Raw genomic sequence first — 19,216 nt, forward strand, 5'->3', positions numbered from 1 at the left:
CCGGGATCAGGGATGGATCAGGGTCGGGTCAGGGGTCGATCCGGATGTTCGGAGAGGCGTTCCGGGGACAGTGTGGAGACATGCTCCGCTTGAAGACGTTCCTCCCCCTGATCGCCTGCGCGGGAATCCTGCTGGCGGCCGTCGCGGCCGTGGTCGGGCAGATCGACCCCGACCCGTACCTCGACCCGCTCGACCTGACGGTCAGCGAGTACGCCGTGCTGGACCGGGGCGGGGCGACCGGGCTCGCCATGATGGCGCTGGGCGTCGGGTCGCTCGCGCTGGTGGCCGGCCTGCGGGCGGCTCAGGCGCCGGTGGGGGCCCTGGCGGAGCGGCTGATGCTGGTGTGGGGCGGGGCGCTGCTGCTCATCGCGATCGTGCCCGCCGCCGCGCCGGGGCTGGCCCTGGGCGCGGGCGCCCAGGTGCACCGGTACGTGTCGGTCGCCGCGTTCGCGGTGATGCCGGTGGCGGGGGCGCTGATGGCGGCGCGGTTCGGCCGGGACGAGCGGTGGCGGCCGGTGGCCAGGCCGCTGGAGTGGCTGGCGCTGGCCGGGGGGTTCGGGCTGCTGGCGATCACCTACGTGGCGCTGCCGGGGGACCGGGTGCTGATCGGCCTGGTCGAGCGGGCGCTGCTGGGCACCGAGGTCGCGCTGGTGGGCGTGCTGGCCGTACGGCTCGCCCAGCTCACCTGGCCGCGGGCCGTCCGCCTGCCCTGGGGCGCCCGGGCCGTGCGGGGAGCGGCGGGCTCGCGGCGCTCGCGGGTCGCCCTGGGCTGAGGACCCGTCCCCGGGACGTCCCCCGCTCCCCAGGCGTCTCCCCGATCCTCAGGACGTCCTCAGGACGTCCTGGCGGCCCCGGGACGTCCTCCGATGTTCACGGCGGGCTCACCCCGCAGCGCCGTGGCGTTCATGTGAGGCCGTTACCTCTGTACCTCAACGGTCACACTGGGCCGGACTTGTCGCTTCTCATGACTATTTCATGACATGTCACAAATAGGACACAGATATCTGGACCAGTCAGTGCTATCCTCGTCGCCGGTCTAGCGATCGCCCGGAGGGGTCCTCTCCTCTGGCGCCCCCGGAGCGAACCGTCGAGGTGAAATGGCATCGAGCAGGTCCATCCGGTTCAAGGTCTCCGTGCTCCTGGCGATTCCCCTCGTCTCCCTGGTGGCGCTGTGGGGCTTCGCCGCCGCCACGACCTCGGATGAAGTGATCACGCGGCTCAACGTGGGCACGCTGAGCGACGGAATCATCAAGCCCGGCAACGTCCTGCTGAACAACCTCCAGCGTGAGCACCTCCTGTCGGCCGAGTATCTGGCCACCCGCTCGGAGACGGACCGCTTCGCGCTCCTCGGCCAGCGCACGGTGACCGACCAGGCCCGGGACCGGCTCCGCGAGGAGTCGGCGGACGAGTCCGTGCAGTCGCTCCTGACCCCGCAGACGAAGGTCCTCTTCGACAGGATGATGACCCACGTCGGGCAGCTCGACGCGGTCCGCGCCAAGATCGACGAGGGCCGGATCGGGATCGTCGAGCTCACCGAGGAGTTCGGGCTGATGCCCGACGTGTTCCAGCGGATCACCGTCAACGTGACGATCGGCAACGCCGTCGAGGCACGCGCCGTGATCACGCTGGCCCACTCCAAGGACTTCCTCACCCGCCAGCGTGCCGTCGCCGCCGGAGCCCTGGCGGCGGAGCGGCCGCTCACGCCCGAGGAGGCGAGGCTGTTCTCCCGGTTCACCACCATGCACGGCTTCCTCATGAAGCAGGGTCTGGCGGACCTCTACACCGAGGAACTGCGCGCCCCCTTCGCCAAGGTGGCGGCCTCGCCGGTGCACGACCGCTTCACGGCGATGGTGGAGGACCTGCTGGCCGGCACGACCGTGCCGTACAACGACTGGCGGTCCGTCACCGACCAGCTGGACGACGACTTCCAGATCCAGATCGGCGCGGCCACCGCCTTCATGACCGAGCGGGCGCGCGACAAGGCCGTCCCGATCTTCGTCAGGGCCGGTGTCGCCGGCGTCCTCGGGCTCGTCGCGGTCATCGCCTCGCTGGCCGTCTCCTACCGGCTGGGCCGCGGCCTCACCCGGGAGCTGGGCGGCCTGCGCCGGGCCGCCGCGGAGATGGCCGAGGTCCGGCTGCCCCGGGTCATGGAGAGGCTGCGCCGGGGCCAGGAGGTGGACGTGGCGGCGGAGGCGCCCGCGCTGGAACCGCTGGGCAGCACCGCCGAGGTCCACGCCGTCGCCGCGGCGTTCGACAGCGTCCAGCACCGCGCCCTGGACGCCGCGGTGGAGCAGGCCAGGCTCCGCGAGGGCGTCGCCCAGTCCTTCCGCAGCCTCGCCCGCCGCAAGCAGGGCCTGCTCCAGCGCCAGCTCAAGCTGCTCGACGGGATGCAGAAGCAGACCGAGGACCCCGAGACGCTGGAGGCCCTCTTCAAGCTCGACCACCTCACCACCCGCATGCGCCGCCACGCCGAGGGCCTGGTGATCCTGTCCGGCGGCGCGGCCGGACGCAGGTGGCGCTCGGCGGTCCCGATGGAGGACGTGCTGCGCGGCGCGGCCGCCCAGGTCGAGGAGTACGGCCGGGTGCGGATCTACCCGATGCCGGGCAGCACGCTGACCGGCGGCGCGGTGGCGGACATGATGCACCTGTTCGCCGAGGTCATCGAGAACGCGACGGTCTTCTCCCCGCCCGGCGCCGAGGTCTCGGTCCGGGGCGAGCTCGTGGGCCGGGGCTTCGCGGTCGAGATCGAGGACCGGGGACTCGGCCTGGACCCGGACAAGCGCAGCGCGATCAACGCGCGCCTGGCCAGCCCGCCGGAGTTCGACCCGGCGGAGACCGACCGGCTGGGCTTCGCGGTGGTCGGCATCCTGGCCGCGCGGTACGGGGTCAACGTGGTGCTGCGGCCCTCGCCGTACGGCGGGACCGGGGTGGTCATCCTGATCCCCGAGACGCTGCTGGGCGAGCCGGACCCGGTGCCCCCGTCGCGTCCGGGCGGCGCGCCGGCCGAGCTCGCGGGCGTGACCGTGCCCGACGACGCCGCCGAGCTCGTCCAGCCCGCCGGGCAGATCCCCGCGCGGGCGCACTCCGCCACGGACGTGTGGCGGACGCCGCAGCGGCGCGGCGGCGGGCTGCCCCGCCGGGTGCGCCAGGCGAACATGTCACCGCGGCTGCGGCAGGGACCCGAGGCGGTCCCGGCGGCCGGAACGGAGGCCGGAGCGGAGCTCACGGCCGTGTCCGAGGTCCGTCCCGGGGTCGCCGGGACCGCCTCGGGGAACGAGGAGAGATCGCCGGAGGAGGCGAGAGCGTTACTGAGCTCGTTGCAGTCGGGGTGGCGGCGCGGGCGGTCCGAGAGCGAACACAATGGCGGGGAAGGGGCTTGACCACGTGCCGGGTGAGCTGTATTGGCTGCTGGACGACTTCGTCACGAGCGTGGCGGACGTCTCGCATGCGCTGATCCTGTCCAACGACGGGCTGATGGTGGCCTCGTCGAGAGGACTGAGCAAGGAGGACGCCGACCACCTGTCGGCGGTGGCCTCTGGCTTCCAGAGCCTGGCCAAGGGAACGAGCCTGCAGTTCGGCGGTGGAGCCGTACGGCAGACGATGGTGGAGATGGACTCCGCGTTCCTGTTCGTCACCTCGGCCGGGCAGGGAAGCTGCCTGTGCGTCATGACGACGGGCGCCGCGGACGTCGGCCTGATCGCCTACGAGATGGCCCGGCTGGTCGGCCGGGTCGGGCAGCACCTCGCCACCGGCCCCCGGGCGGCGGGGCAATGAGCGGCGAGATCGAGTGGATCGACGAGGAGGCGGGACCGGTCGTCCGCCCCTACGCCATGACCGGCGGCCGGACCAAGCCGTCCTCGACCGCGTTCGACCTGCTCTCGATGGTGGTGGCGACCGGCGCGGCCGTCTCGCCCCGGGCGCACCTCGGCTCGCAGCACCGGAAGCTGCTCGGCCTCGTCGGCCGGGCCCGGCCGATCGCGGAGATCGCCTCGGACGTGGAGCTGCCGATCGGAGTGATCAGGGTGCTGCTGGGCGACCTCCTCGACCAGGGCCTGATCCTGGTCCGGCAGCCGATGCCCGCGGCCGCCTCGCCCGCGCAGAGCCTCCTGCAGGAAGTGATCAACGGCCTGCGGGCCCTGTGAGGGATCGCTGACGGGCATGCGTACGCCGCGGGGCTCCCCTCCGGGAAGACGGAGGGGAGCCCCGCGGCGTACGCCCGTGCGGGACTAGGACTGGCTCGCGGTCAGCACCTTCAGAGAGTGCTCGACGAGCGTGATCAGCACGTTCTTGGCCGACGCGCGGCGCCGTACGTCGCACATGAGCACCGGGACGTCGGGGTCCAGGTCCAGCGCGGAGCGCACGTCCTCGGCGTCGTAGCGGTCGGCGTCGTCGAAGCAGTTGACCGCGACGATGAACGGCGTGCCGCGCTGCTCGAAGTAGTCGATCGAGGGGAAGCAGTCGGTCAGCCGCCGGGTGTCGGCCAGCACGACCGCGCCCAGCGCGCCGTAGGACAGCTCGTCCCACATGAACCAGAACCGCTCCTGGCCGGGCGTGCCGAACAGGTAGACGACCAGCCCCTCCCTGATCGTGATGCGGCCGAAGTCCATCGCCACCGTCGTCGTGGTCTTGCCCTCCACGCCGTCGGTGTCGTCGATGCCGATGCCGCGGTCGGAGAGCACCTCCTCGGTGCGGAGGGGGCGGATCTCGCTGATCGCGCCGACGAGCGTGGTCTTGCCCACACCGAAGCCGCCCGCGATGAGGATCTTGAGCGCGACGGGTTCGTCAGAGGGCTCGAAGTCCATTGATCACTTCCTTGAGAATGCGCTCACTCGCCGAGGCGCGTCCGATGGATATGAGGCCGTGGTCCTGCAGGTCGCCCAGGAGGACCCGGACCACGCCGAGCGGCAGGCCGATCTCCGAGGCGACGTCGGCCACCGAGGTCGCGGTGGTGACCAGGGCGAGGATGCGTTCCTGCTCCGGTCCGGGGACGAACCCGCCGGACGGAGTGGTCCCGGTCGCGGTGACCAGGGCGACCAGGTCCAGCGCGTCGCCGGAGGACCGGGTACGGCCTCCGACGAGCGCGTAGGGCCGGACCACCGGCCCGGCCTCCTCATCCATCCAGCGGGTCATGACAGGCCTTGGCGTGGATTGGCAGATATGTGCTGTCCGACTCGCTTGACCAGCATCGCCATCTCGTAGGCGATGTGGCCGACGTCGGCGTCGGAACTGCTCAGCACGGCGAGGCAGGTTCCCTGCCCGGCGGCCGTGACGAACAGGAAGGCCGATTCCATCTCCACGATGGTCTGGCGGACGTCGCCGCCGCCGAAGTGGCGCCCCGCCCCGCGCGCCAGGCTCTGGAAGCCGGCGGCGACGGCGGAGAGATGCTCGGCGTCCTCCCGGCTGAGGCCCTGGGAGAAACCGACGGCGAGCCCGTCGGTGGACAGGATCACCGCCTGCCGTACCGCGCCCACCCTGCTGATCAGGTCGTCGAGGAGCCAGTTGAGCTCGCCGGTTTTGCTCAGGTTTCCGGCCATGTGACCTCCTCCGTAGGACTTGTGACCATGATGCCGTGTCCGGCGCCTTCGCTCCGCCCGGTCACGTGTCCTCCCTCTCGCCGCTCTTATGGGGTGCGAAGTCGTCTCCGTGGTCCTCGCGCCCGCGCCGGGTGCCCGCCTGGAAGGCGGAGAACAGCGCGCGGGCCTCCTCCGGGCAGCGCCCGGCCGGCGGCTCCTGCCCGGGTTCCACGGGTTCCTGCGGCCTCTCCGCGGGAGCGGCCGGGGCGTCCTGGCGGAGCTGGGGGGCGAGGTTCGCCTGCCGTACGCGGCGGGGCAGGTTCCCGGGGCCGGTGGCCTCGCGGACCGGCGCGCCGGTGCCGGCGGCCGCGCCGGGTGCGTCGGTGTCGGCCACCACGGTGAGCGTCGGCGCGGCGAGGGGCGGGGAGGCCGGTGCCGGGGTGCGCGGGACCGTCCTGGTACGGCGGGGCAGGCCGGTGCCGGAGGGGGCCGGGGCCAGCGCCGCCGCGGCGGCCGTCTCGGAGAGCCCGGCGGGACGTCCGGCGACCCGCTCGGCGGTGATGGAGATCGCCGGGGAGTCCTCGGCGATCAGCCCGCGGGGGATGAGCACGATGGCCGTGGTGCCGCCGAACGACGACGCGCGCAGGACGATCTGGATCCCGTGCCGGGTGGCGAGCCGGCCCACGACGAACAGGCCCAGCCGGTCGCTGTCGGCCAGGTCGAACTCCGGCGGGTCGGCCAGCCGCGCGTTGATCTCGGCGTACTCCACCGGGCCCAGTCCCAGGCCGCGGTCCTCGACCTCGACGGCGAACCCGTTGGCCACCATCTCGCCGCGCACGGTGACCACGGTCTGCGGCGGCGAGTAGACCGTGGCGTTCTCGACGAGCTCGGCGAGCAGGTGGGCGATGTCGGCGACGGCCTCCCCGTCGAGCAGGACCTCGGGCAGCGGCGCCACGTTGACCCGCTTGTAGTCCTCCACCTCGGCGATGGCCGCCCGGACGGCGTCGATCGCCGGCACCGGCCTGCGCCACGCCCGGCCGGGCGCCGCGCCGGACAGGATGATCAGGCCCTCCGCATGGCGGCGCATGCGCGTGGTCAGGTGGTCCAGGCGGAACAGGTCGTCGAGGCTGTCGGGATCGGTCGCCCGGCGCTGCATGCCGTCCAGCAGGGTGAGCTGGCGGTGGAGCAGGCCCTGCTTGCGGCGGGCCAGGTTGACGAAGACCTGGCTGACGCCGTGGCGCAGCCGGGCCTGGTCGACCGCGGCCTCGACCGCGGTGCGCTGCACCGATCCGAAGGCCCGGGCCACGTCGCGGATCTCGGCGGAGCCCTTCGCCTCGATGATCGGAGCCTCGGCCTCCACGTCCACCTCCTCGCCGTGCCGGAGCCGCGTCACCAGGCGGGGGAGCCGTACGTCCGCCAGGTCGAGCGCGGTGGAGCGGAGGTCGGCGAGCTCGCCCGCGAGGCGGCGGCCGAAGCGGACCGAGATGACGATCGAGGCGACGACCGCGATCAGGCCGGCGCCGCCCGCGACGGAGATCCGGATCACGATGCCGGTGGCCAGTGAGCCCGACTGGTCGGCCAGCGTGGTCCCGGCGGCGGCGCCGAGCCGGTCGAGCCAGTTCGTCAGCGGGTTCGCGATCTCCAGCCAGCGCTCGGCCTCGGCGGGCAGCCGGTCGCCGGTCGCCGAGACGATGGCCCGCTCCATCGCGGTGAACTTCTCGAAGGCGGTGGAGTTGAGGGTCTCCCGGTACGGCCTGCCGAGCGTGACGTCCAGCGCGGACAGGCCGCGCGCGTGCAGGAACTCCCGGGTGGCGGCGTACTCGGCGAAGGCGGTGCGCTCCTCGGGGGAGAGCCGGGAGTCGATCAGCGCACCGCTGATCAGCGCGCTCTCCCTGGCCATCATCTCCCGGGCGTTGCCCATCACCTGCACCGCCGTGGCCTGCTGGAAGACGACCAGGTCGGGGACCGCGACGAGCTGGCCGTACAGGAGGAAGACGGAGTCCAGGATCTGGTTGTAGCCCGACAGCACGCTCAGCCGGGTGCTCTGCCCGTCGTCGATCCCGTCGCGGATCTCCCGGAGCCCGTCGAGTTTGCTGAGCGTCTCGCTCAGGGAGACGCGGAGTTCGGCGGTGCCCGGCTCGTACGTCCGCACGGCCTCCCGGAACCGGTCGGCGGCCCGGTCGGTGCGGGTGCGCTGCTCGCCGATCCCGCTGGTGAGGATGCGCGAGGTGATCGCCACGGACGACTGGGAGCGCTCGGCCTGGAGCTGGGCGCCCAGCTCGGTGGAGGCCACGCCGACCGTCTCGTAGAGGGCGTCGGCCCGGAGCAGGGCGGCGCCGTCGCCGGCGGTGAGGTTGAGCACGAAGCCCCACAGGGCGCTCAGGGAGAGCAGGGGCAGGAGCAGCAGCAAAGAGATCTTGAACCGAATCGAGCGGTTTCCAGAGCCCATGCCCACTCGTCCCAACCTCTGAGTGTGTGGAGGCTTGCGCGGTTCGGGGATGAAATGCGCCTCCGGAAGATCGGACAGGAGACTAGCACCGATTAAGGTTTCGGCGCAGTGGAGGATCGGCACATCCTGCGTTCTCCCTGGCAGCGGGCCTGCCGCCGGGTGCGCTCGCCCCGGGGCGGAGTTCCCCGGGGATTCACCCGGCGTTGGCCGGAGGTTCGGGGCGGCCTCGCTAGGGTCCGGGGGCTGTGAGCGTCGCCAGCCCCGTCCGGATGGCCTTCCCGCGGGAGGCCGCCCGAGACCCGTTCTTCGACAACGCCAAGTTCCTGGCGATCACGCTGGTGGTCGCCGGGCACCTGATCGAGGACCTGCGGGACGTGGGGGTGGCGCACGCGGCGTACTTCTACGTGTACGTCTTCCATATGCCGCTGTTCATCGTGCTCAGCGGTTATCTGTCGCGAAATTTCACCTTCTCGTCCGGCAAGGCGCGCAAGCTGATCAGCACGCTCGCCGTGCCGTACGTGATCTTCGAGCTGGCCTACGCCCTGCCCCGCCTGATCATGTACGGCAGGCTCGACATCAGTCTCCTCGACCCGTACTACCTGACCTGGTTCCTCATGTCGCTGTTCCTGTGGCGGCTGTCCACGCCGGTCTGGCAGCAGCTCAGGTGGCCGCTGGCGGTCGCGGTGGGGCTCTCGCTGCTGTCGGGGACGAGCGCGCTGCCCGACGAGCTGTCGATGAACCGCACACTCGGGCTGCTCCCGTTCTACGTGCTCGGCCTGATGCTCAGGCCCGAGCACTTCGCCCGGCTCCGGCTGCGGGCGGTGCGGATCGCGGGAGCGGTGACGCTGGCGGCCGGGGCCGCGGCGGCGCCGGCCGTCCACGACGGGGTGAGGACCGAGTGGATCCGCTGGCGGCACACGAACGCGGCGATCGGGGTGGACGACCTCACCGGGAGCCTGATCCGGCTCGGCATGCTGGCCGCCGGAGTGGTCCTGGTCGCCGCGTTCCTGGCCGTGACCCCGTCCCGCCGGACCTGGTACTCCGGTCTCGGCGCGGCGACCATGTACGCCTACCTGCTCCACGGGTTCGTCGTGAAGGTCGCCGAGCGGTTCTACGGCGACTGGGCCGAGACCGTGCCGGGGGTGGCCGCCGTCGCGGCCGCCGGGGTCGGGCTCGCCGCGCTGCTGTGCACGCCGCCGGTGCGGCGGGTGGCCCGCTGGGCCGTCGAGCCCCGGATGAGCTGGGCCTTCACCCGCCTCCGGCGTCCCGGCTGAGGCGCGGGAGGAAGACGACCGGACGGTCAGGAACGCGGGACGGGGTCCGGTCGTTGTCGGGGCACAGGCGAGAACGGGGCCGGCGGGCCCGGGCTTCTCCTGCTCCGGGGGCACGGTGGGTGGTGGAGCCGGGCATGTCGGAGTAGCGTCCGGTTCGGGATTCTGGTCGGTTACATGACGGGGAGCGTCGGGTGGTCGGTAAGCAGGGCAGGGTCACCGGCAGGATCGGCCCTGGTCTGGTCGGCGAGGTGATGGTGCAGATCCGCGGGGGCGTCGAGGCGTTCTACGCGCATCCCACCATCCCCGACGAGGAGATCTCCGTGGGCTCGATCGTCATCGTCGTGGAGTACTTCCCGCCCCGGACCGTCTACGTCGCCCGCGCGCTCGCCTGACTCCCCCTCTCCCGCACCGTGGAGGTCACGATGCCTACGGAATTCCTCGTCATCGGCGGGGTGGCCGTCGCCGCCGTCCTCGTCCTCATCCTGCTGTTCAAGGCCATCTGGCGGGTGGCCGAGCCCAACGAGGCGCTGATCATCTCCGGCCTGGGCGCCCGGGGGAAGTCCGAACTGGCCGACAGCCTGGGCTTCAAGATCGTCACCGGTAAGGGCACGGCGGTGCTGCCCGGCTTCCAGACCGCCCGCCGGCTCCGCCTCGACAGCCGTGCCGCCAACCTCCAGGTCTCCTGCGTCACCCAGCAGGGCATCCCGGTGGTCGTGCGGGGCGTGGTGATCTACAAGGTCGGCGACGACCTGCACTCCATCGCCAACGCCGCCCGCCGCTTCCTCGACCAGCAGGACTCGATGAACGGCGCGATCCACGAGCTGTTCACCGGCCACCTGCGCTCCATCATCGGCAACCTGACCGTCGAGGACCTCATCCTCAACCGCGAGCGCCTGACCGGCGAGACCCGCGCCTCGGCCGCCGACGAGATGATCAAGCTCGGTCTGATCGTCGACTCCCTGCAGATCCAGGAGATCGACGACGAGACCGGTTACATCACCAACCTCGGCAAGCCGCACGCCGCCAAGATCGCCGCCGCCGCCCGCATCGCCGAGGCCCAGCGCGACCAGGAGGCCACCGAGGCCGAGCAGATCGCCGCCGCGAACAAGGCCGCGGCCTGGCGCGACGCCCAGATCAAGCAGGCCTCCTACCAGGCCGAGATCGACCAGGCCCAGGCCCGCTCCCGCCAGGCCGGCCCGCTCTCGGAGGCCTCGGCCCGCCAGGAGGTCGTGGTCCAGGAGACCCGCGCCGCCGAACTGGAGGCGGCGCTGGCCGAGCAGCGGCTCCAGGCCCAGGTCCGCAAGCCCGCCGACGCCAAGGCCTACGAGACCGTGACCCTCTCCCAGGCCGAGCGCGACGCCCGCATCGCCCAGGCCGAGGCCGAGGCCCGCGAGACCGAGCTGCGCGCCGTCGCCCAGGCGTCCCAGGTCAAGCAGGCCGCCGCGGCCGAGGCGGAGTCGGTACGGCTCCGCGGTGAGGCCTCCGCGGCGGCGACCAAGGCGACCGGTCTCGGCGAGGCGGAGGCCGCGAAGGCCCGCGGCCTGGCCGCCGCCGAGGCGGCCAGGGCGCAGGGTCTCGCGGAGGCCGAGGCGGCCAAGGCGAAGGGCCTGGCCGAGGCCGAGGCGATCCGCGCCCGCTCCGAGGCCCTGGCCGAGAACCAGGAGGCCGTCATCGCCCAGCAGCTCGCCGAGAACTGGCCCAGGATCGTGGAGGCCGGCTCCAAGGCGTTCGGGAACGTGGACCACATGGTCGTGCTGAACGGCGCCCAGGGCATCGAGGAGATGCTCGCCAAGGCCCTGACCCTCGGCGGCACCGGCCTCGGCCTCGCCCGCTCCCTCCTGAACGGCGGCACCCCCGCCGCCGTTCCGACGCCGAACGGTTCCGCACCGGAGGTCACCCAGAAGGGCGTGGACACCGCGTCCTGACCTCCTCGGAGGCCCCGGCCGCCTCGCGCCCCGTGGTGGCCGGGGCCTCCGTATGCCCGGAGCAGCCGTCCTCGCGCTCCTGCGGGGGTCCCGCCCTGCGCTCCGGCGGGGCCTTTTCGCGTGGGAGTGTCACCGTGGCTGCGGTGGGGGCGTCTCGGGGGTGCATGGTCGCGCTCCGCGGGTGGTTGTTCCGGCCGGTTCGTCGCAGCGGGCCTCTGGTACGGCCGGGCGGCGGCCTGCCGGGCGCGCGGGGTTGCGCCTTGGACACCGGCCGGAACAACCACCCGCTCCGCGCTCCTCGCCCGCCGCCGCACCGGGTGCGGGCCGTATGGATGCGGCCCTTTCCCGGACGAGCACGGTGCCCGCCGAGGCTGAAGCGATCCGCGCGGGTCCGGCGCATGGTCGCTCGCCGTCGCCTGGCGGCCACCCGTGGCGGGAAGGAGCTCACGGCGGGCCGCCGCAGGGAGGGCTGCGCCACCGGCGGCCAGGCCCGATCCGCGCCCCCGAACTGATCATCCAGGAGATCGCCCGCATCCTCCGACGTGCCGCCGCCCATCGATCATGACGGCGTGGTGGAATCCCACCGCCGGATTCCACCACGCCGTCATGATCGATGGCAGACCCCCGGAAAATCTTGGAAGGCCGCTGTAACAAACCCTTCCGATCGCGCCTCTTATCTGACGTACCCACACCGAGCAGATACGGGGAGCACGCAGATGAGCGCCGACTTCGACGTCACCACCACCGACTACTACGACACCGACGGCGACGGCGGCACCGACGCCCAGCTCATCGACACCGACGGCGACTACGTGGCCGACGAGGAGCGCTACGACACCGACGGCGACGGCGTCACCGACGTCGTCTACCTCGACCACAACGGCGACGGCTACACCGACGAGGTCCGCGTCGACCTCAACGGCGACGGCGTCTCCGACTACACCGAGTACCAGGGCCCCTTCAGCGTCTGACGCCCGTAGGGGCCCCGCACCGCCTGCCTTCTGCGGGCGGCTCCTCCTGACCGCCCGGTCCCCGAAGAGCCCCGGCCGCCCGACCTCTCCGGGCGGCCTTGCCGTCCGCACCACCGGGCCGGGTTCTTCTGGCCGCCGGCTCGCCCGGCCTCCCTGCGGAGGCCGCCTCTGAATCGGCCCGCACGATGACCGCTGGGCTACGGCGCCCCGCCCTGGGCTCCCAACGAGAGATATCGGGCGGCTGTCGGCGGCGCGGTCCACTCTGCGGTGACGGCTTTTCGCCGGGGCGCGCTCCAGAAGGTCCTGCGGGTTCTTCAACGCCCCCGAATGCCGAACAGTGCTTCAAGCGCCTGGGCCACCCCGTCTTCGTCGTTGGACGCCGTGCGGTGGCTTACGGCGGCGAGGACGGCCGGGTGGCTGTTGCCCATCGCGTGGGGGACCCCTGCCCAGGCGAGGAGCGGAAGGTCGTTGGGCATGTCCCCGAAGGCCCAGACTTCGGCGGGGGTGATGCCCATGCGCTCGCAGAGTCCCGCGAGCGTTCCGGCTTTCGTGACGCCGGGAGCGCTCACCTCCAGTAGCCCTTTACCGCCCGAGTATGTGATCTCCGCCTGTCTCCGGACCGCCTGACGGGCGATCTCGCACATCGCGTCGGCCTCCTGGGACGCCGACCAGGCCAGCAGTTTGACGATGGGATCCGCCTCCCGCAGCACGCGCTCCAGCGTCGGCAGCCTGAACGGGGTCTCACCGTGCACGTCCCGGCCGTCGTTGTAGGAGAGCTCGCAGACAACGCGATGCCCTGTCTCTACCGCGAAGGTGACATCGGCCAGGGCGGTCTTCAGGGAGGCGACCAGTTTCTCTGTCACGTCCAGGCTGAGGGCGTTCGTGCCGATGATACGTCGGCCTGCGACGTCGTAGACGATCGCCCCGTTGCTGCAGACGGCGGTCCCGACGCAACCCACCATCTCCGCGATGGCGTCCACGTACCGGGGCGGCCGGGCCGTCACGAACACCACCTCGGCTCCCGCGTCACGGGCGGCGAGAAGTGCCCGGCGGGTCCGGCCCGAGACCGTCCCGTCGCTGCGCAGGAGAGTGCCGTCGAGGTCGGTCGCGATCATCCGGGGGATCGTCATGATCGAGATTATCCGCGAGGGTGGCCGGTTCACGGCGGCGGCCGAGTGCCGGCCTTGCCTCCGGAAGCCGCCATGGCCGAAATGCGGCCGATCGAGCCAGGCCGGATGCCTGTTCCGCCGGAGCGGGCGATCGATCCTCGGTGAGGAAATCCCCCGATCGACGAGTTGTTCCGATACGGGCCCCTGGCCGGCAGGAGCCGGCCGCACCCTCATGATCGGCTGCCGGAAGTCTCGAATCCGGGGCGGGGTGGCTTCCCAGCTGGGAAACTCTCCGAGTGCCGCGCCGCCTGCGAGTACCCGACGAACTCCGGGAGAGCCCGTTCCGGGGTTCGCGGGCCATGAGGGCAGGACTTCTGACCCGGAACGAGCTGCGCAATCCCTGCTGGACCCGGATATTCACCGATATCTATGTGCATCGCAGCGTTGAGGTCACTCTGGAAGTCCGTGCGGCCGCCGTCGCGCTGCTCCTTCCTCCCGGGGGCGCGATCGGCGGGCGAGCGGGCGCGTGGTTGCACGGCGTGGACCTTCTGCCGGGTGGCGTGTCGGCCGGTGGGAGCGGTACGGCGATGCCGATCGAGGTGGTCATCCCACCGGACGCGGCCATGCGTTCGCGTGCCGGGATCACCGTACGGCACGCCGAGCCGTACCCCGAGGAGATCACCCGCGTCCGCGGCGTCCCTGTCCTGACTCCCCTTCGCATCGCCTTCGACCTGGCCAGGGCCGAACCCGACCTGACGGAGGCGGTCGTGATCGTCGATGCACTGGCCAGGACCAGGATCCGGCGCCACTTCACACCCGCGGCGCTGGCGGCCCTCGCCGCCCGGCACCCAGGGCGGCGCGGGGTGCGGCGACTTCCTGAGATCGTGGCGCTGAGCGATCCGCTGGCCGAGTCCCCCATGGAGACCCGGCTACGGTTGCTCCTGGTGCGCTCGGGCCTGCCGCAGCCGGTCTCCCAGTTCGAGATCTGCGAGGAGACCGGTCTGCTCCTGGCGCGGGTGGATCTTGCCTACCCCACGGCGAAACTCGCGATCGAATACGACGGCGACAACCACGACAAGCGGTGGATGAAGGACGTGCTGCGCCAGAACGAGATCTTCCGGGAAGGCTGGCAGCTCCGCCGCTACACCAAGCAGGCGATGTACGGCGCCCCCGAACTGATCGTCCAGGAGATCGCCCGCATCCTCCGACGTGCCGCCGCCCATCGATCATGACGGCGTGGTGTAATCCGGCGGCGGGATTCCACCACGCCGTCATGATCGATGGCGGACCCCCGGAAAATCTTGGAAGTCCGCTGTAACAAACCCTTCCGATCGCGCCTCTTATCTGACGTACCCACACCGAGCAGATACGGGGAGCACGCAGATGAGCGCCGACTTCGACGTCACCACCACCGACTACTACGACACCGACGGCGACGGCGGCACCGACGCCCAGCTCATCGACACCGACGGCGACTACGTGGCCGACGAGGAGCGCTACGACGTCAACGGCGACGGCGTCACCGACGTCGTCTACCTCGACCACAACGGCGACGGCTACACCGACGAGGTCCGCGTCGACCTCAACGGCGACGGCGTCTCCGACTACACCGAGTACCAGGGCCCCTTCAGCGTCTGACCCCGCAGCTGAGGGCCGCACATCACCCGCCCACACACCGCCCGCCCGCACGGGGTGCAGGCACGGGAGTGCAGGTACGGGGGTGCCGCTCGCACGGGGGCGCGGACACGGCGGTGCGGGCACGGGAAGTGCAGGTACGGGGGTGCGGGCACGGGAAGTGCAGGTACGGGGGTGCGGGCACGGGGTGTCGTCCGCACGGCGGTGCGGACACGGGGGTGCTGCCCGCACGGGGGTGCGGGCGGGTGGTGACTCCCTGCGGCGGCCCGCCGTGAGCTCCTTCCCGCCACGGGTGGCCGCCAGGCGACGGCGAGCGACCATGCGCCGGACCCGCGCGGATCGCTTCAGCCTCGGCGGGCACCGTGCTCGTCCGGGAAAGGGCCGCATCCATACGGCCCGCACCCGGTGCGGCGGCGGGCGAGGAGTGCGGAGCGGGTGGTTGTTCCGGCCGGTGTCCAAGGCGCAACCCCGCGCGCCCGGCAGGCCGCCGCCCGGCCGTACCAGAGGCCCGCTGCGACGAACCGGCCGGAACAACCACCCGCGGAGCGCGACCATGCACCCAACAGACGACCCCACCGAGAACCCAACAGACGACCCCACCGCAGCCGCGACCCCAGCCAGGAGATCGCAGAGAACCCGACCTGCCCACCGCCGGGCCGCGACGGCTCAACCCGCGGGTTCGAACTCGGCGAGCATCTGCTCCAGCGCCTGCTGGTCGGGGCCGACGAACGGCTCGGCGGCCGGCGCCGCCGCGAGCGTGTCCAGGAACTGCGACGTGCGCCCCGCCGCGGGCGGCAGATGGGTGCTGAGGATGACGTCGGGGTCGGCGGCGTGCAGGGGCCGGAGGGTGGCGAGGTAGGCCGGTCGGTCGACCAGGTGCACCCAGGGGCTGTCGACCGCGGCCCAGAGCAACTGGGCGGCGCGCAGTTCGTCGGCGGGGACGTCCCCGGCGTCGTCGCTCGCGGCGAGCTCCGCCGAGGGCAGGGGGGCGCCGAAGCAGTCCGAGCTGAAGCAGGCCCGCGACGCGTGGTCGAAGAAGCCGATGGTGGCCGGGCTGTCGTACAGCGGCGGCCGGAACGCGGTCAGCATGCGGTCGCCCGCGTCGAAGGGCTGGCCGGGGTTGAGCAGGTGGACGCGGTCCGGGGGGATCGGCCGCTCGGTCGTCATGATCCCCATGCTCATGAAGGTGGTCACCACCTTCGCCTGCGGAGCCGCGCGGAGCAGGTCGAACAGGCCGCCGGTGTGGTCCCGGTCGGGGTGGGTCAGCCAGATCCAGCGTACGTCCTCGGGATCGACGACGGAGCCGAGCGCGTCGAGGAGGTTCCGGTCGGGCAGGCTGAGGCCGGTGTCGACGACGACGGGCTCGGAGGCGTGCAGGACGAAGCAGTTCACGGTCAGGAACCCGATCCCGGGCACGGGGAGCGGGTCGCTCAGGACGCTGATGTCGGATGTGAGGCGGTGGATCTCCACGGGTCCGCCCTCCTTGGGTGGTCGTGTCAGAAAGGCACCGGCTGGCCGAGCAGTCCGGACCCGGTGCCGCGGCCGGACAGGATCCGGCAGAACTCGACGGCGTCGAGGGCGATCTCCTCGCCGCCGTCTCCGTCGCGGAACGTGCCGCCCGCCGGGCCGTGCAGGGTGAGGACGTACGGCCTGCCGTGGCGGCGCGCCCACTCGGCGACCGCGTCGGCCACCAGGAGGCCGTCGTGGTCGGCGGTGAGCACCATCTCCCGGCCGGTCGCGCGGGAGATGTCGACGCGGTGCATCCAGGTGTCGCGGGTGAGGATCACGTCGAACAGGTAGCCCAGCCGCCAGTGCTCCGTGACCCCCTCGTTCTCCTGCGGCATCGGGATCCACCGGAGCGGGGCGGGCAGCATGCGGCGGATCCGCGAGGTGCGGGGCGCCGCCTCCGCCAGCCGGGCGAGGAGCTGCTCGCGGGTCAGGTGGGCGCGCTCGGCGACCTGCACCTCGGTCATGCCGTCGATGGCGGGCCGCTCGCCGGCGGCCTTCTCCCCGGCGCGGATGACGTGCACGAACTCCCGCACCGAGCAGGTGAACTCCATCATCCCGAGCACGTGGCCGGTCATCGCGCGGACGTCCCACGCGGGGCAGTCGGTCGGTTCGGACCAGTCGCCGGGACCCAGCGAGCGGACGAGGCCGACGAAGCGCTCGTTCTCGGCGGCGGTCAGGGCCGCCGCCTGCCGGTGCTCGATCTGCGGGGCTTGTGTGACGGTCATGGTGCGTCACCTGCTTTCATGCGTTTCGAGATGTGGGCGAAGTACATCTCCATGGCCTCGTCGATCAGCCGGATCCACCGGTCCCCGCCCGGGTCGTTGGAGATCTGCTGGTCGGCCAGGCCGGTGCCGAGCGCGGTCAGCAGGTCCAGCGCCTCCGGGTCGGTGACTCCGATGCCGGCCAGCATCCCCCGCAGTGCCTTCAGCCCCTCCTCGGAGACGGCGAAGGACTCGGCGGACGGCTCGAACCCCGGGACGGTCCGCTGGAACAGCAGCTGGTAGCGGGTCGGATTCTCGGTGCAGAAGCCGATGAAGTAGCGGGCGACGGCCTTCAGGTCGGCCAGCGCGTCCCCCGTCAGCGCCGTCCGCGCCTGCCCCTCCAGGAACTCCCGGCACCCCTGGGCGAACATCGCGTCGTAGACGGCGTCCTTGGAGGCGAAGTACGAGTACAGCGACGGAGGTTGCATTCCTACCCGGCGGGCCACGTCCCGCAACGTCAGGCCGGCCAGACCTTCGGCGCGGGCGGTCTCCCACGCCGCGTCGAGGATCTCCGCCCTGGTCCGCGCATGCCGTTCGGATTTCCTATCGCGCATCGCTTCTCCTAACACAGTTAGGATTCTCATATCGCGTTAGGAGGATGTCAAGGATGCGGCACCGGACCGGTGCGAGGTCCGAATCCCGCCGGAGTTGCACGTCCGGTGGCCGCCGGACGCGGTCCGGTGATCGAACTACCTTCGAGTCCATGGCCCGCCGTACGGGCGGGAACCCGGTAATGAGCAGGGAGAAGGACTCATGGATCTGCAACTGTCCGGCCGCGTCGCCGTCGTCACCGGGGCGTCCAAGGGCATCGGGCTGGCCGTGGCGGGCACGCTGCTGGCGGAGGGCATGCGCGTGGTGGCCGCCTCCCGCGGGAGGAGCGCCGGGCTGGACGCGCTGGCCGGCGGGAGCCTGGTGCACGTCCCGGTCGACCTGATGGACCCGGAGGCCCCCGGCCGGGTCGTGGCGCGGGCGGTCGAGGAGTTCGGCGGGGTGGACGTCCTGGTCAACAACGCCGGAGGCCCGCCGCCCGGAGTGAAGCTGCCGCGTTTCTCGTTCATGGCGCCCACCGACGACGACTGGCGGGAGATGTTCGAGTTCAACCTCTTCTCGGCCGTCCGCGCGATCCGGGCCGCCATCCCGCAGATGCTCCGGCGGGGCGGCGGGGCGATCGTCAACATCTCCTCGGGCAGCGCCCGGCAGCCCGCCCCCATGAACGTCGACTACGGGGCGGCCAAGGCGGGTATGAACAACCTCACCAAGGCGCTGTCGGAGGAGTTCGGTCCCCAGGGCGTCCGGGTGAACACGGTCTCCCCGGGGCCGGTCCTCACGGCGTGGTGGACCGAGGAGGGCGGCGCGGCCGACATCATCGCGGGCCAGGCGGGGACGGACCGCGAGAGCGTGCTGAAGAGCGTGGCTCCCGAGATGATGGGCCTGACCACGGGACGCCTCGTGGACCCGCAGGAGATCGCCGATGTGGTGGCCCTGCTGGCCTCCCCGCGCTCGGGCAGCACGACCGGCGCGGAGTTCGTGGTCGACGGAGGGTTCCTCAAGGCCGTCTGAGGCTCGTGTCCCGCCCTCTCCGCGGCCGGGCGCCCAGCGTCCGCCGCAGCAGGCGCACCCACGGCGACCAGCGCGCGGGGCGCCCGCCCAGCCGGCCGGTCGCGGCACGTTCGGCGTTGTCGAAGAGGTCGTGGACCAGGGCCTCGTGCAGCCAGCGGATCGCCAGCGGCCACAGCAGCCGCATGCGCCCCCGCGGGGCGCCGTCGATCGTGTGGGTGAGGCGGCAGCGGCCGGGTCCCTCGGCGGTGACGAGGAACTCGTGGTACCCGTCGATTCCCGTTTCCCGGTCGAAGGAGAACCGGACGCGACGGCCGTACTCGTACTCGGTGACGCTGTAGCGGATCGGGCCGTGGCCGCCGCGCGAGCCGGGAGCCAGTCCGGCGTCGAGGATGAGCGGCGGCCAGGCGGGCGCGGGCCAGAGCGGGTCGTCGCCGGTGGCCACCCGGTCCAGGAGCGCACCCAGGCCGTCCGCCGGCGCGTCGATCAGCCGGTGCTGGATGTTCTGCATCT

20 protein-coding genes are annotated in these 19,216 nt (G+C 72.0%); 11 read left to right on the plus strand and 9 right to left on the minus strand.

Annotated elements, in window-relative coordinates:
• The first annotated feature begins 80 nt into the window (after window positions 1–80).
• From FHS22_RS01170 to FHS22_RS01185, 4 genes are all read left to right on the plus strand, one after another.
• Window positions 81–773: a DUF998 domain-containing protein gene (locus tag FHS22_RS01170; RefSeq protein ID WP_184937508.1), complete on the plus strand. Its 693-nt coding sequence runs from the start codon at window positions 81–83 to the stop codon at window positions 771–773.
• A gap of 324 nt (window positions 774–1,097) precedes the next feature.
• Complete coding sequence (locus FHS22_RS01175; protein ID WP_184937509.1) at window positions 1,098–3,380, plus strand: sensor histidine kinase; 2,283 nt, start codon at window positions 1,098–1,100, stop codon at window positions 3,378–3,380.
• Window positions 3,381–3,384: 4 nt separating this feature from the next.
• Window positions 3,385–3,774: a roadblock/LC7 domain-containing protein gene (locus tag FHS22_RS01180; protein ID WP_377296769.1), complete on the plus strand. Its 390-nt coding sequence runs from the start codon at window positions 3,385–3,387 to the stop codon at window positions 3,772–3,774.
• Complete coding sequence (locus FHS22_RS01185; RefSeq protein WP_184937513.1) at window positions 3,771–4,142, plus strand: DUF742 domain-containing protein; 372 nt, start codon at window positions 3,771–3,773, stop codon at window positions 4,140–4,142. The genes FHS22_RS01180 and FHS22_RS01185 overlap by 4 nt, the downstream gene beginning before the upstream one ends.
• 84 nt (window positions 4,143–4,226) lie before the next feature.
• Here FHS22_RS01185 and FHS22_RS01190 read toward each other — a convergent pair whose 3' ends face one another.
• From FHS22_RS01190 to FHS22_RS01205, 4 genes are all read right to left on the minus strand, one after another.
• Window positions 4,227–4,802: a GTP-binding protein gene (locus tag FHS22_RS01190; protein ID WP_184937515.1), complete on the minus strand. Its 576-nt coding sequence runs from the start codon at window positions 4,800–4,802 to the stop codon at window positions 4,227–4,229.
• Window positions 4,783–5,130, minus strand: coding sequence for a DUF742 domain-containing protein (locus FHS22_RS01195; RefSeq protein WP_184937517.1), 348 nt, complete (start codon window positions 5,128–5,130; stop codon window positions 4,783–4,785). The genes FHS22_RS01190 and FHS22_RS01195 overlap by 20 nt, the downstream gene beginning before the upstream one ends.
• Window positions 5,127–5,534 carry a roadblock/LC7 domain-containing protein gene (locus FHS22_RS01200; RefSeq protein WP_184937519.1) on the minus strand — a complete coding sequence of 136 codons (408 nt, stop codon included), beginning with the start codon at window positions 5,532–5,534 and terminating at the stop codon, window positions 5,127–5,129. Before FHS22_RS01200 ends, FHS22_RS01195 begins: the two co-directional genes overlap by 4 nt.
• Before the next feature lie 61 nt (window positions 5,535–5,595).
• Entirely contained in the window at window positions 5,596–7,962 is a 2,367-nt protein-coding gene (locus FHS22_RS01205; RefSeq protein ID WP_184937521.1) for a sensor histidine kinase, read from the minus strand.
• 245 nt (window positions 7,963–8,207) lie between these two features.
• Here FHS22_RS01205 and FHS22_RS01210 point away from each other — a divergent pair, with 245 nt between their 5' ends.
• From FHS22_RS01210 to FHS22_RS01225, 4 genes are all read left to right on the plus strand, one after another.
• The gene (locus FHS22_RS01210) at window positions 8,208–9,236 is read left to right on the plus strand and encodes an acyltransferase family protein (protein WP_184937523.1); all 1,029 of its coding nucleotides are present in this window, start codon (window positions 8,208–8,210) and stop codon (window positions 9,234–9,236) included.
• A gap of 191 nt (window positions 9,237–9,427) precedes the next feature.
• On the plus strand, window positions 9,428–9,628 hold the full coding sequence (locus tag FHS22_RS01215; RefSeq protein WP_184937525.1) for a hypothetical protein: 201 nt from the start codon (window positions 9,428–9,430) through the stop codon (window positions 9,626–9,628).
• A gap of 30 nt (window positions 9,629–9,658) precedes the next feature.
• The gene (locus tag FHS22_RS01220) at window positions 9,659–11,161 is read left to right on the plus strand and encodes an SPFH domain-containing protein (protein ID WP_184937527.1); all 1,503 of its coding nucleotides are present in this window, start codon (window positions 9,659–9,661) and stop codon (window positions 11,159–11,161) included.
• Between the two features lie 716 nt (window positions 11,162–11,877).
• Complete coding sequence (locus tag FHS22_RS01225; RefSeq protein WP_184937529.1) at window positions 11,878–12,132, plus strand: hypothetical protein; 255 nt, start codon at window positions 11,878–11,880, stop codon at window positions 12,130–12,132.
• Between the two features lie 314 nt (window positions 12,133–12,446).
• On the opposite strand, the gene FHS22_RS01230 is transcribed toward FHS22_RS01225, so the two are convergent.
• Window positions 12,447–13,262, minus strand: a complete 816-nt coding sequence (locus tag FHS22_RS01230; protein ID WP_221473079.1) for an HAD family hydrolase — start codon at window positions 13,260–13,262, stop codon at window positions 12,447–12,449.
• Window positions 13,263–13,672: 410 nt separating this feature from the next.
• Here FHS22_RS01230 and FHS22_RS39110 point away from each other — a divergent pair, with 410 nt between their 5' ends.
• Both FHS22_RS39110 and FHS22_RS01240 read left to right on the plus strand, forming a co-directional pair.
• The gene (locus tag FHS22_RS39110; RefSeq protein ID WP_184937531.1) at window positions 13,673–14,473 is read left to right on the plus strand and encodes a DUF559 domain-containing protein; all 801 of its coding nucleotides are present in this window, start codon (window positions 13,673–13,675) and stop codon (window positions 14,471–14,473) included.
• A 151-nt stretch (window positions 14,474–14,624) separates the two neighbouring features.
• The gene (locus FHS22_RS01240) at window positions 14,625–14,879 is read left to right on the plus strand and encodes a hypothetical protein (protein ID WP_184937532.1); all 255 of its coding nucleotides are present in this window, start codon (window positions 14,625–14,627) and stop codon (window positions 14,877–14,879) included.
• Window positions 14,880–15,542: 663 nt separating this feature from the next.
• On the opposite strand, the gene FHS22_RS01245 is transcribed toward FHS22_RS01240, so the two are convergent.
• From FHS22_RS01245 to FHS22_RS01255, 3 genes are read right to left on the minus strand one after another with little or no spacing between them, the layout of a single operon-like run.
• Window positions 15,543–16,346, minus strand: coding sequence for an MBL fold metallo-hydrolase (locus tag FHS22_RS01245; RefSeq protein ID WP_184937534.1), 804 nt, complete (start codon window positions 16,344–16,346; stop codon window positions 15,543–15,545).
• Between the two features lie 26 nt (window positions 16,347–16,372).
• Entirely contained in the window at window positions 16,373–17,110 is a 738-nt protein-coding gene (locus FHS22_RS01250; RefSeq protein WP_184937536.1) for a maleylpyruvate isomerase family mycothiol-dependent enzyme, read from the minus strand.
• Window positions 17,107–17,700 (minus strand): TetR/AcrR family transcriptional regulator, encoded by a 594-nt coding sequence (locus FHS22_RS01255; protein WP_184937538.1) that lies wholly within the window; start codon window positions 17,698–17,700, stop codon window positions 17,107–17,109. The genes FHS22_RS01250 and FHS22_RS01255 overlap by 4 nt, the downstream gene beginning before the upstream one ends.
• Before the next feature lie 199 nt (window positions 17,701–17,899).
• Between FHS22_RS01255 and FHS22_RS01260 the strand changes: the two genes are divergently transcribed.
• Window positions 17,900–18,706 carry an SDR family NAD(P)-dependent oxidoreductase gene (locus FHS22_RS01260; RefSeq protein WP_184937540.1) on the plus strand — a complete coding sequence of 269 codons (807 nt, stop codon included), beginning with the start codon at window positions 17,900–17,902 and terminating at the stop codon, window positions 18,704–18,706.
• Here the strand turns inward: FHS22_RS01260 and FHS22_RS01265 are convergent.
• Entirely contained in the window at window positions 18,693–19,214 is a 522-nt protein-coding gene (locus tag FHS22_RS01265; protein WP_184937542.1) for an SRPBCC family protein, read from the minus strand. The two genes, FHS22_RS01260 and FHS22_RS01265, sit on opposite strands and share 14 nt — an antisense overlap.
• Window positions 19,215–19,216 lie beyond the last annotated feature (2 nt).

Origin of the sequence: Thiemannella venezuelensis (assembly GCF_014203605.1) — a bacterium.
GTDB classification, from domain to species: domain Bacteria; phylum Actinomycetota; class Actinomycetes; order Streptosporangiales; family Streptosporangiaceae; genus Planomonospora_A; species Planomonospora_A venezuelensis.

What these genes read in the sequence shown, in the direction of transcription:
- FHS22_RS01195 (WP_184937517.1), bottom strand. Translation starts at nt 5,130, where the DNA reads ATGACCCGCTGGATGGATGAGGAGGCCGGGCCGGTGGTCCGGCCCTAC.
- FHS22_RS01200 (WP_184937519.1), bottom strand. Translation starts at nt 5,534, where the DNA reads ATGGCCGGAAACCTGAGCAAAACCGGCGAGCTCAACTGGCTCCTCGAC.
- FHS22_RS01185 (WP_184937513.1), top strand. Translation starts at nt 3,771, where the DNA reads ATGAGCGGCGAGATCGAGTGGATCGACGAGGAGGCGGGACCGGTCGTC.
- FHS22_RS01205 (WP_184937521.1), bottom strand. Translation starts at nt 7,962, where the DNA reads ATGGGCTCTGGAAACCGCTCGATTCGGTTCAAGATCTCTTTGCTGCTG.
- FHS22_RS01250 (WP_184937536.1), bottom strand. Translation starts at nt 17,110, where the DNA reads ATGACCGTCACACAAGCCCCGCAGATCGAGCACCGGCAGGCGGCGGCC.
- FHS22_RS01265 (WP_184937542.1), bottom strand. Translation starts at nt 19,214, where the DNA reads ATGCAGAACATCCAGCACCGGCTGATCGACGCGCCGGCGGACGGCCTG.
- FHS22_RS01190 (WP_184937515.1), bottom strand. Translation starts at nt 4,802, where the DNA reads ATGGACTTCGAGCCCTCTGACGAACCCGTCGCGCTCAAGATCCTCATC.
- FHS22_RS01220 (WP_184937527.1), top strand. Translation starts at nt 9,659, where the DNA reads ATGCCTACGGAATTCCTCGTCATCGGCGGGGTGGCCGTCGCCGCCGTC.
- FHS22_RS01260 (WP_184937540.1), top strand. Translation starts at nt 17,900, where the DNA reads ATGGATCTGCAACTGTCCGGCCGCGTCGCCGTCGTCACCGGGGCGTCC.
- FHS22_RS01230 (WP_221473079.1), bottom strand. Translation starts at nt 13,262, where the DNA reads ATGACGATCCCCCGGATGATCGCGACCGACCTCGACGGCACTCTCCTG.
- FHS22_RS01225 (WP_184937529.1), top strand. Translation starts at nt 11,878, where the DNA reads ATGAGCGCCGACTTCGACGTCACCACCACCGACTACTACGACACCGAC.
- FHS22_RS01255 (WP_184937538.1), bottom strand. Translation starts at nt 17,700, where the DNA reads ATGCGCGATAGGAAATCCGAACGGCATGCGCGGACCAGGGCGGAGATC.
- FHS22_RS01170 (WP_184937508.1), top strand. Translation starts at nt 81, where the DNA reads ATGCTCCGCTTGAAGACGTTCCTCCCCCTGATCGCCTGCGCGGGAATC.
- FHS22_RS01175 (WP_184937509.1), top strand. Translation starts at nt 1,098, where the DNA reads ATGGCATCGAGCAGGTCCATCCGGTTCAAGGTCTCCGTGCTCCTGGCG.
- FHS22_RS01240 (WP_184937532.1), top strand. Translation starts at nt 14,625, where the DNA reads ATGAGCGCCGACTTCGACGTCACCACCACCGACTACTACGACACCGAC.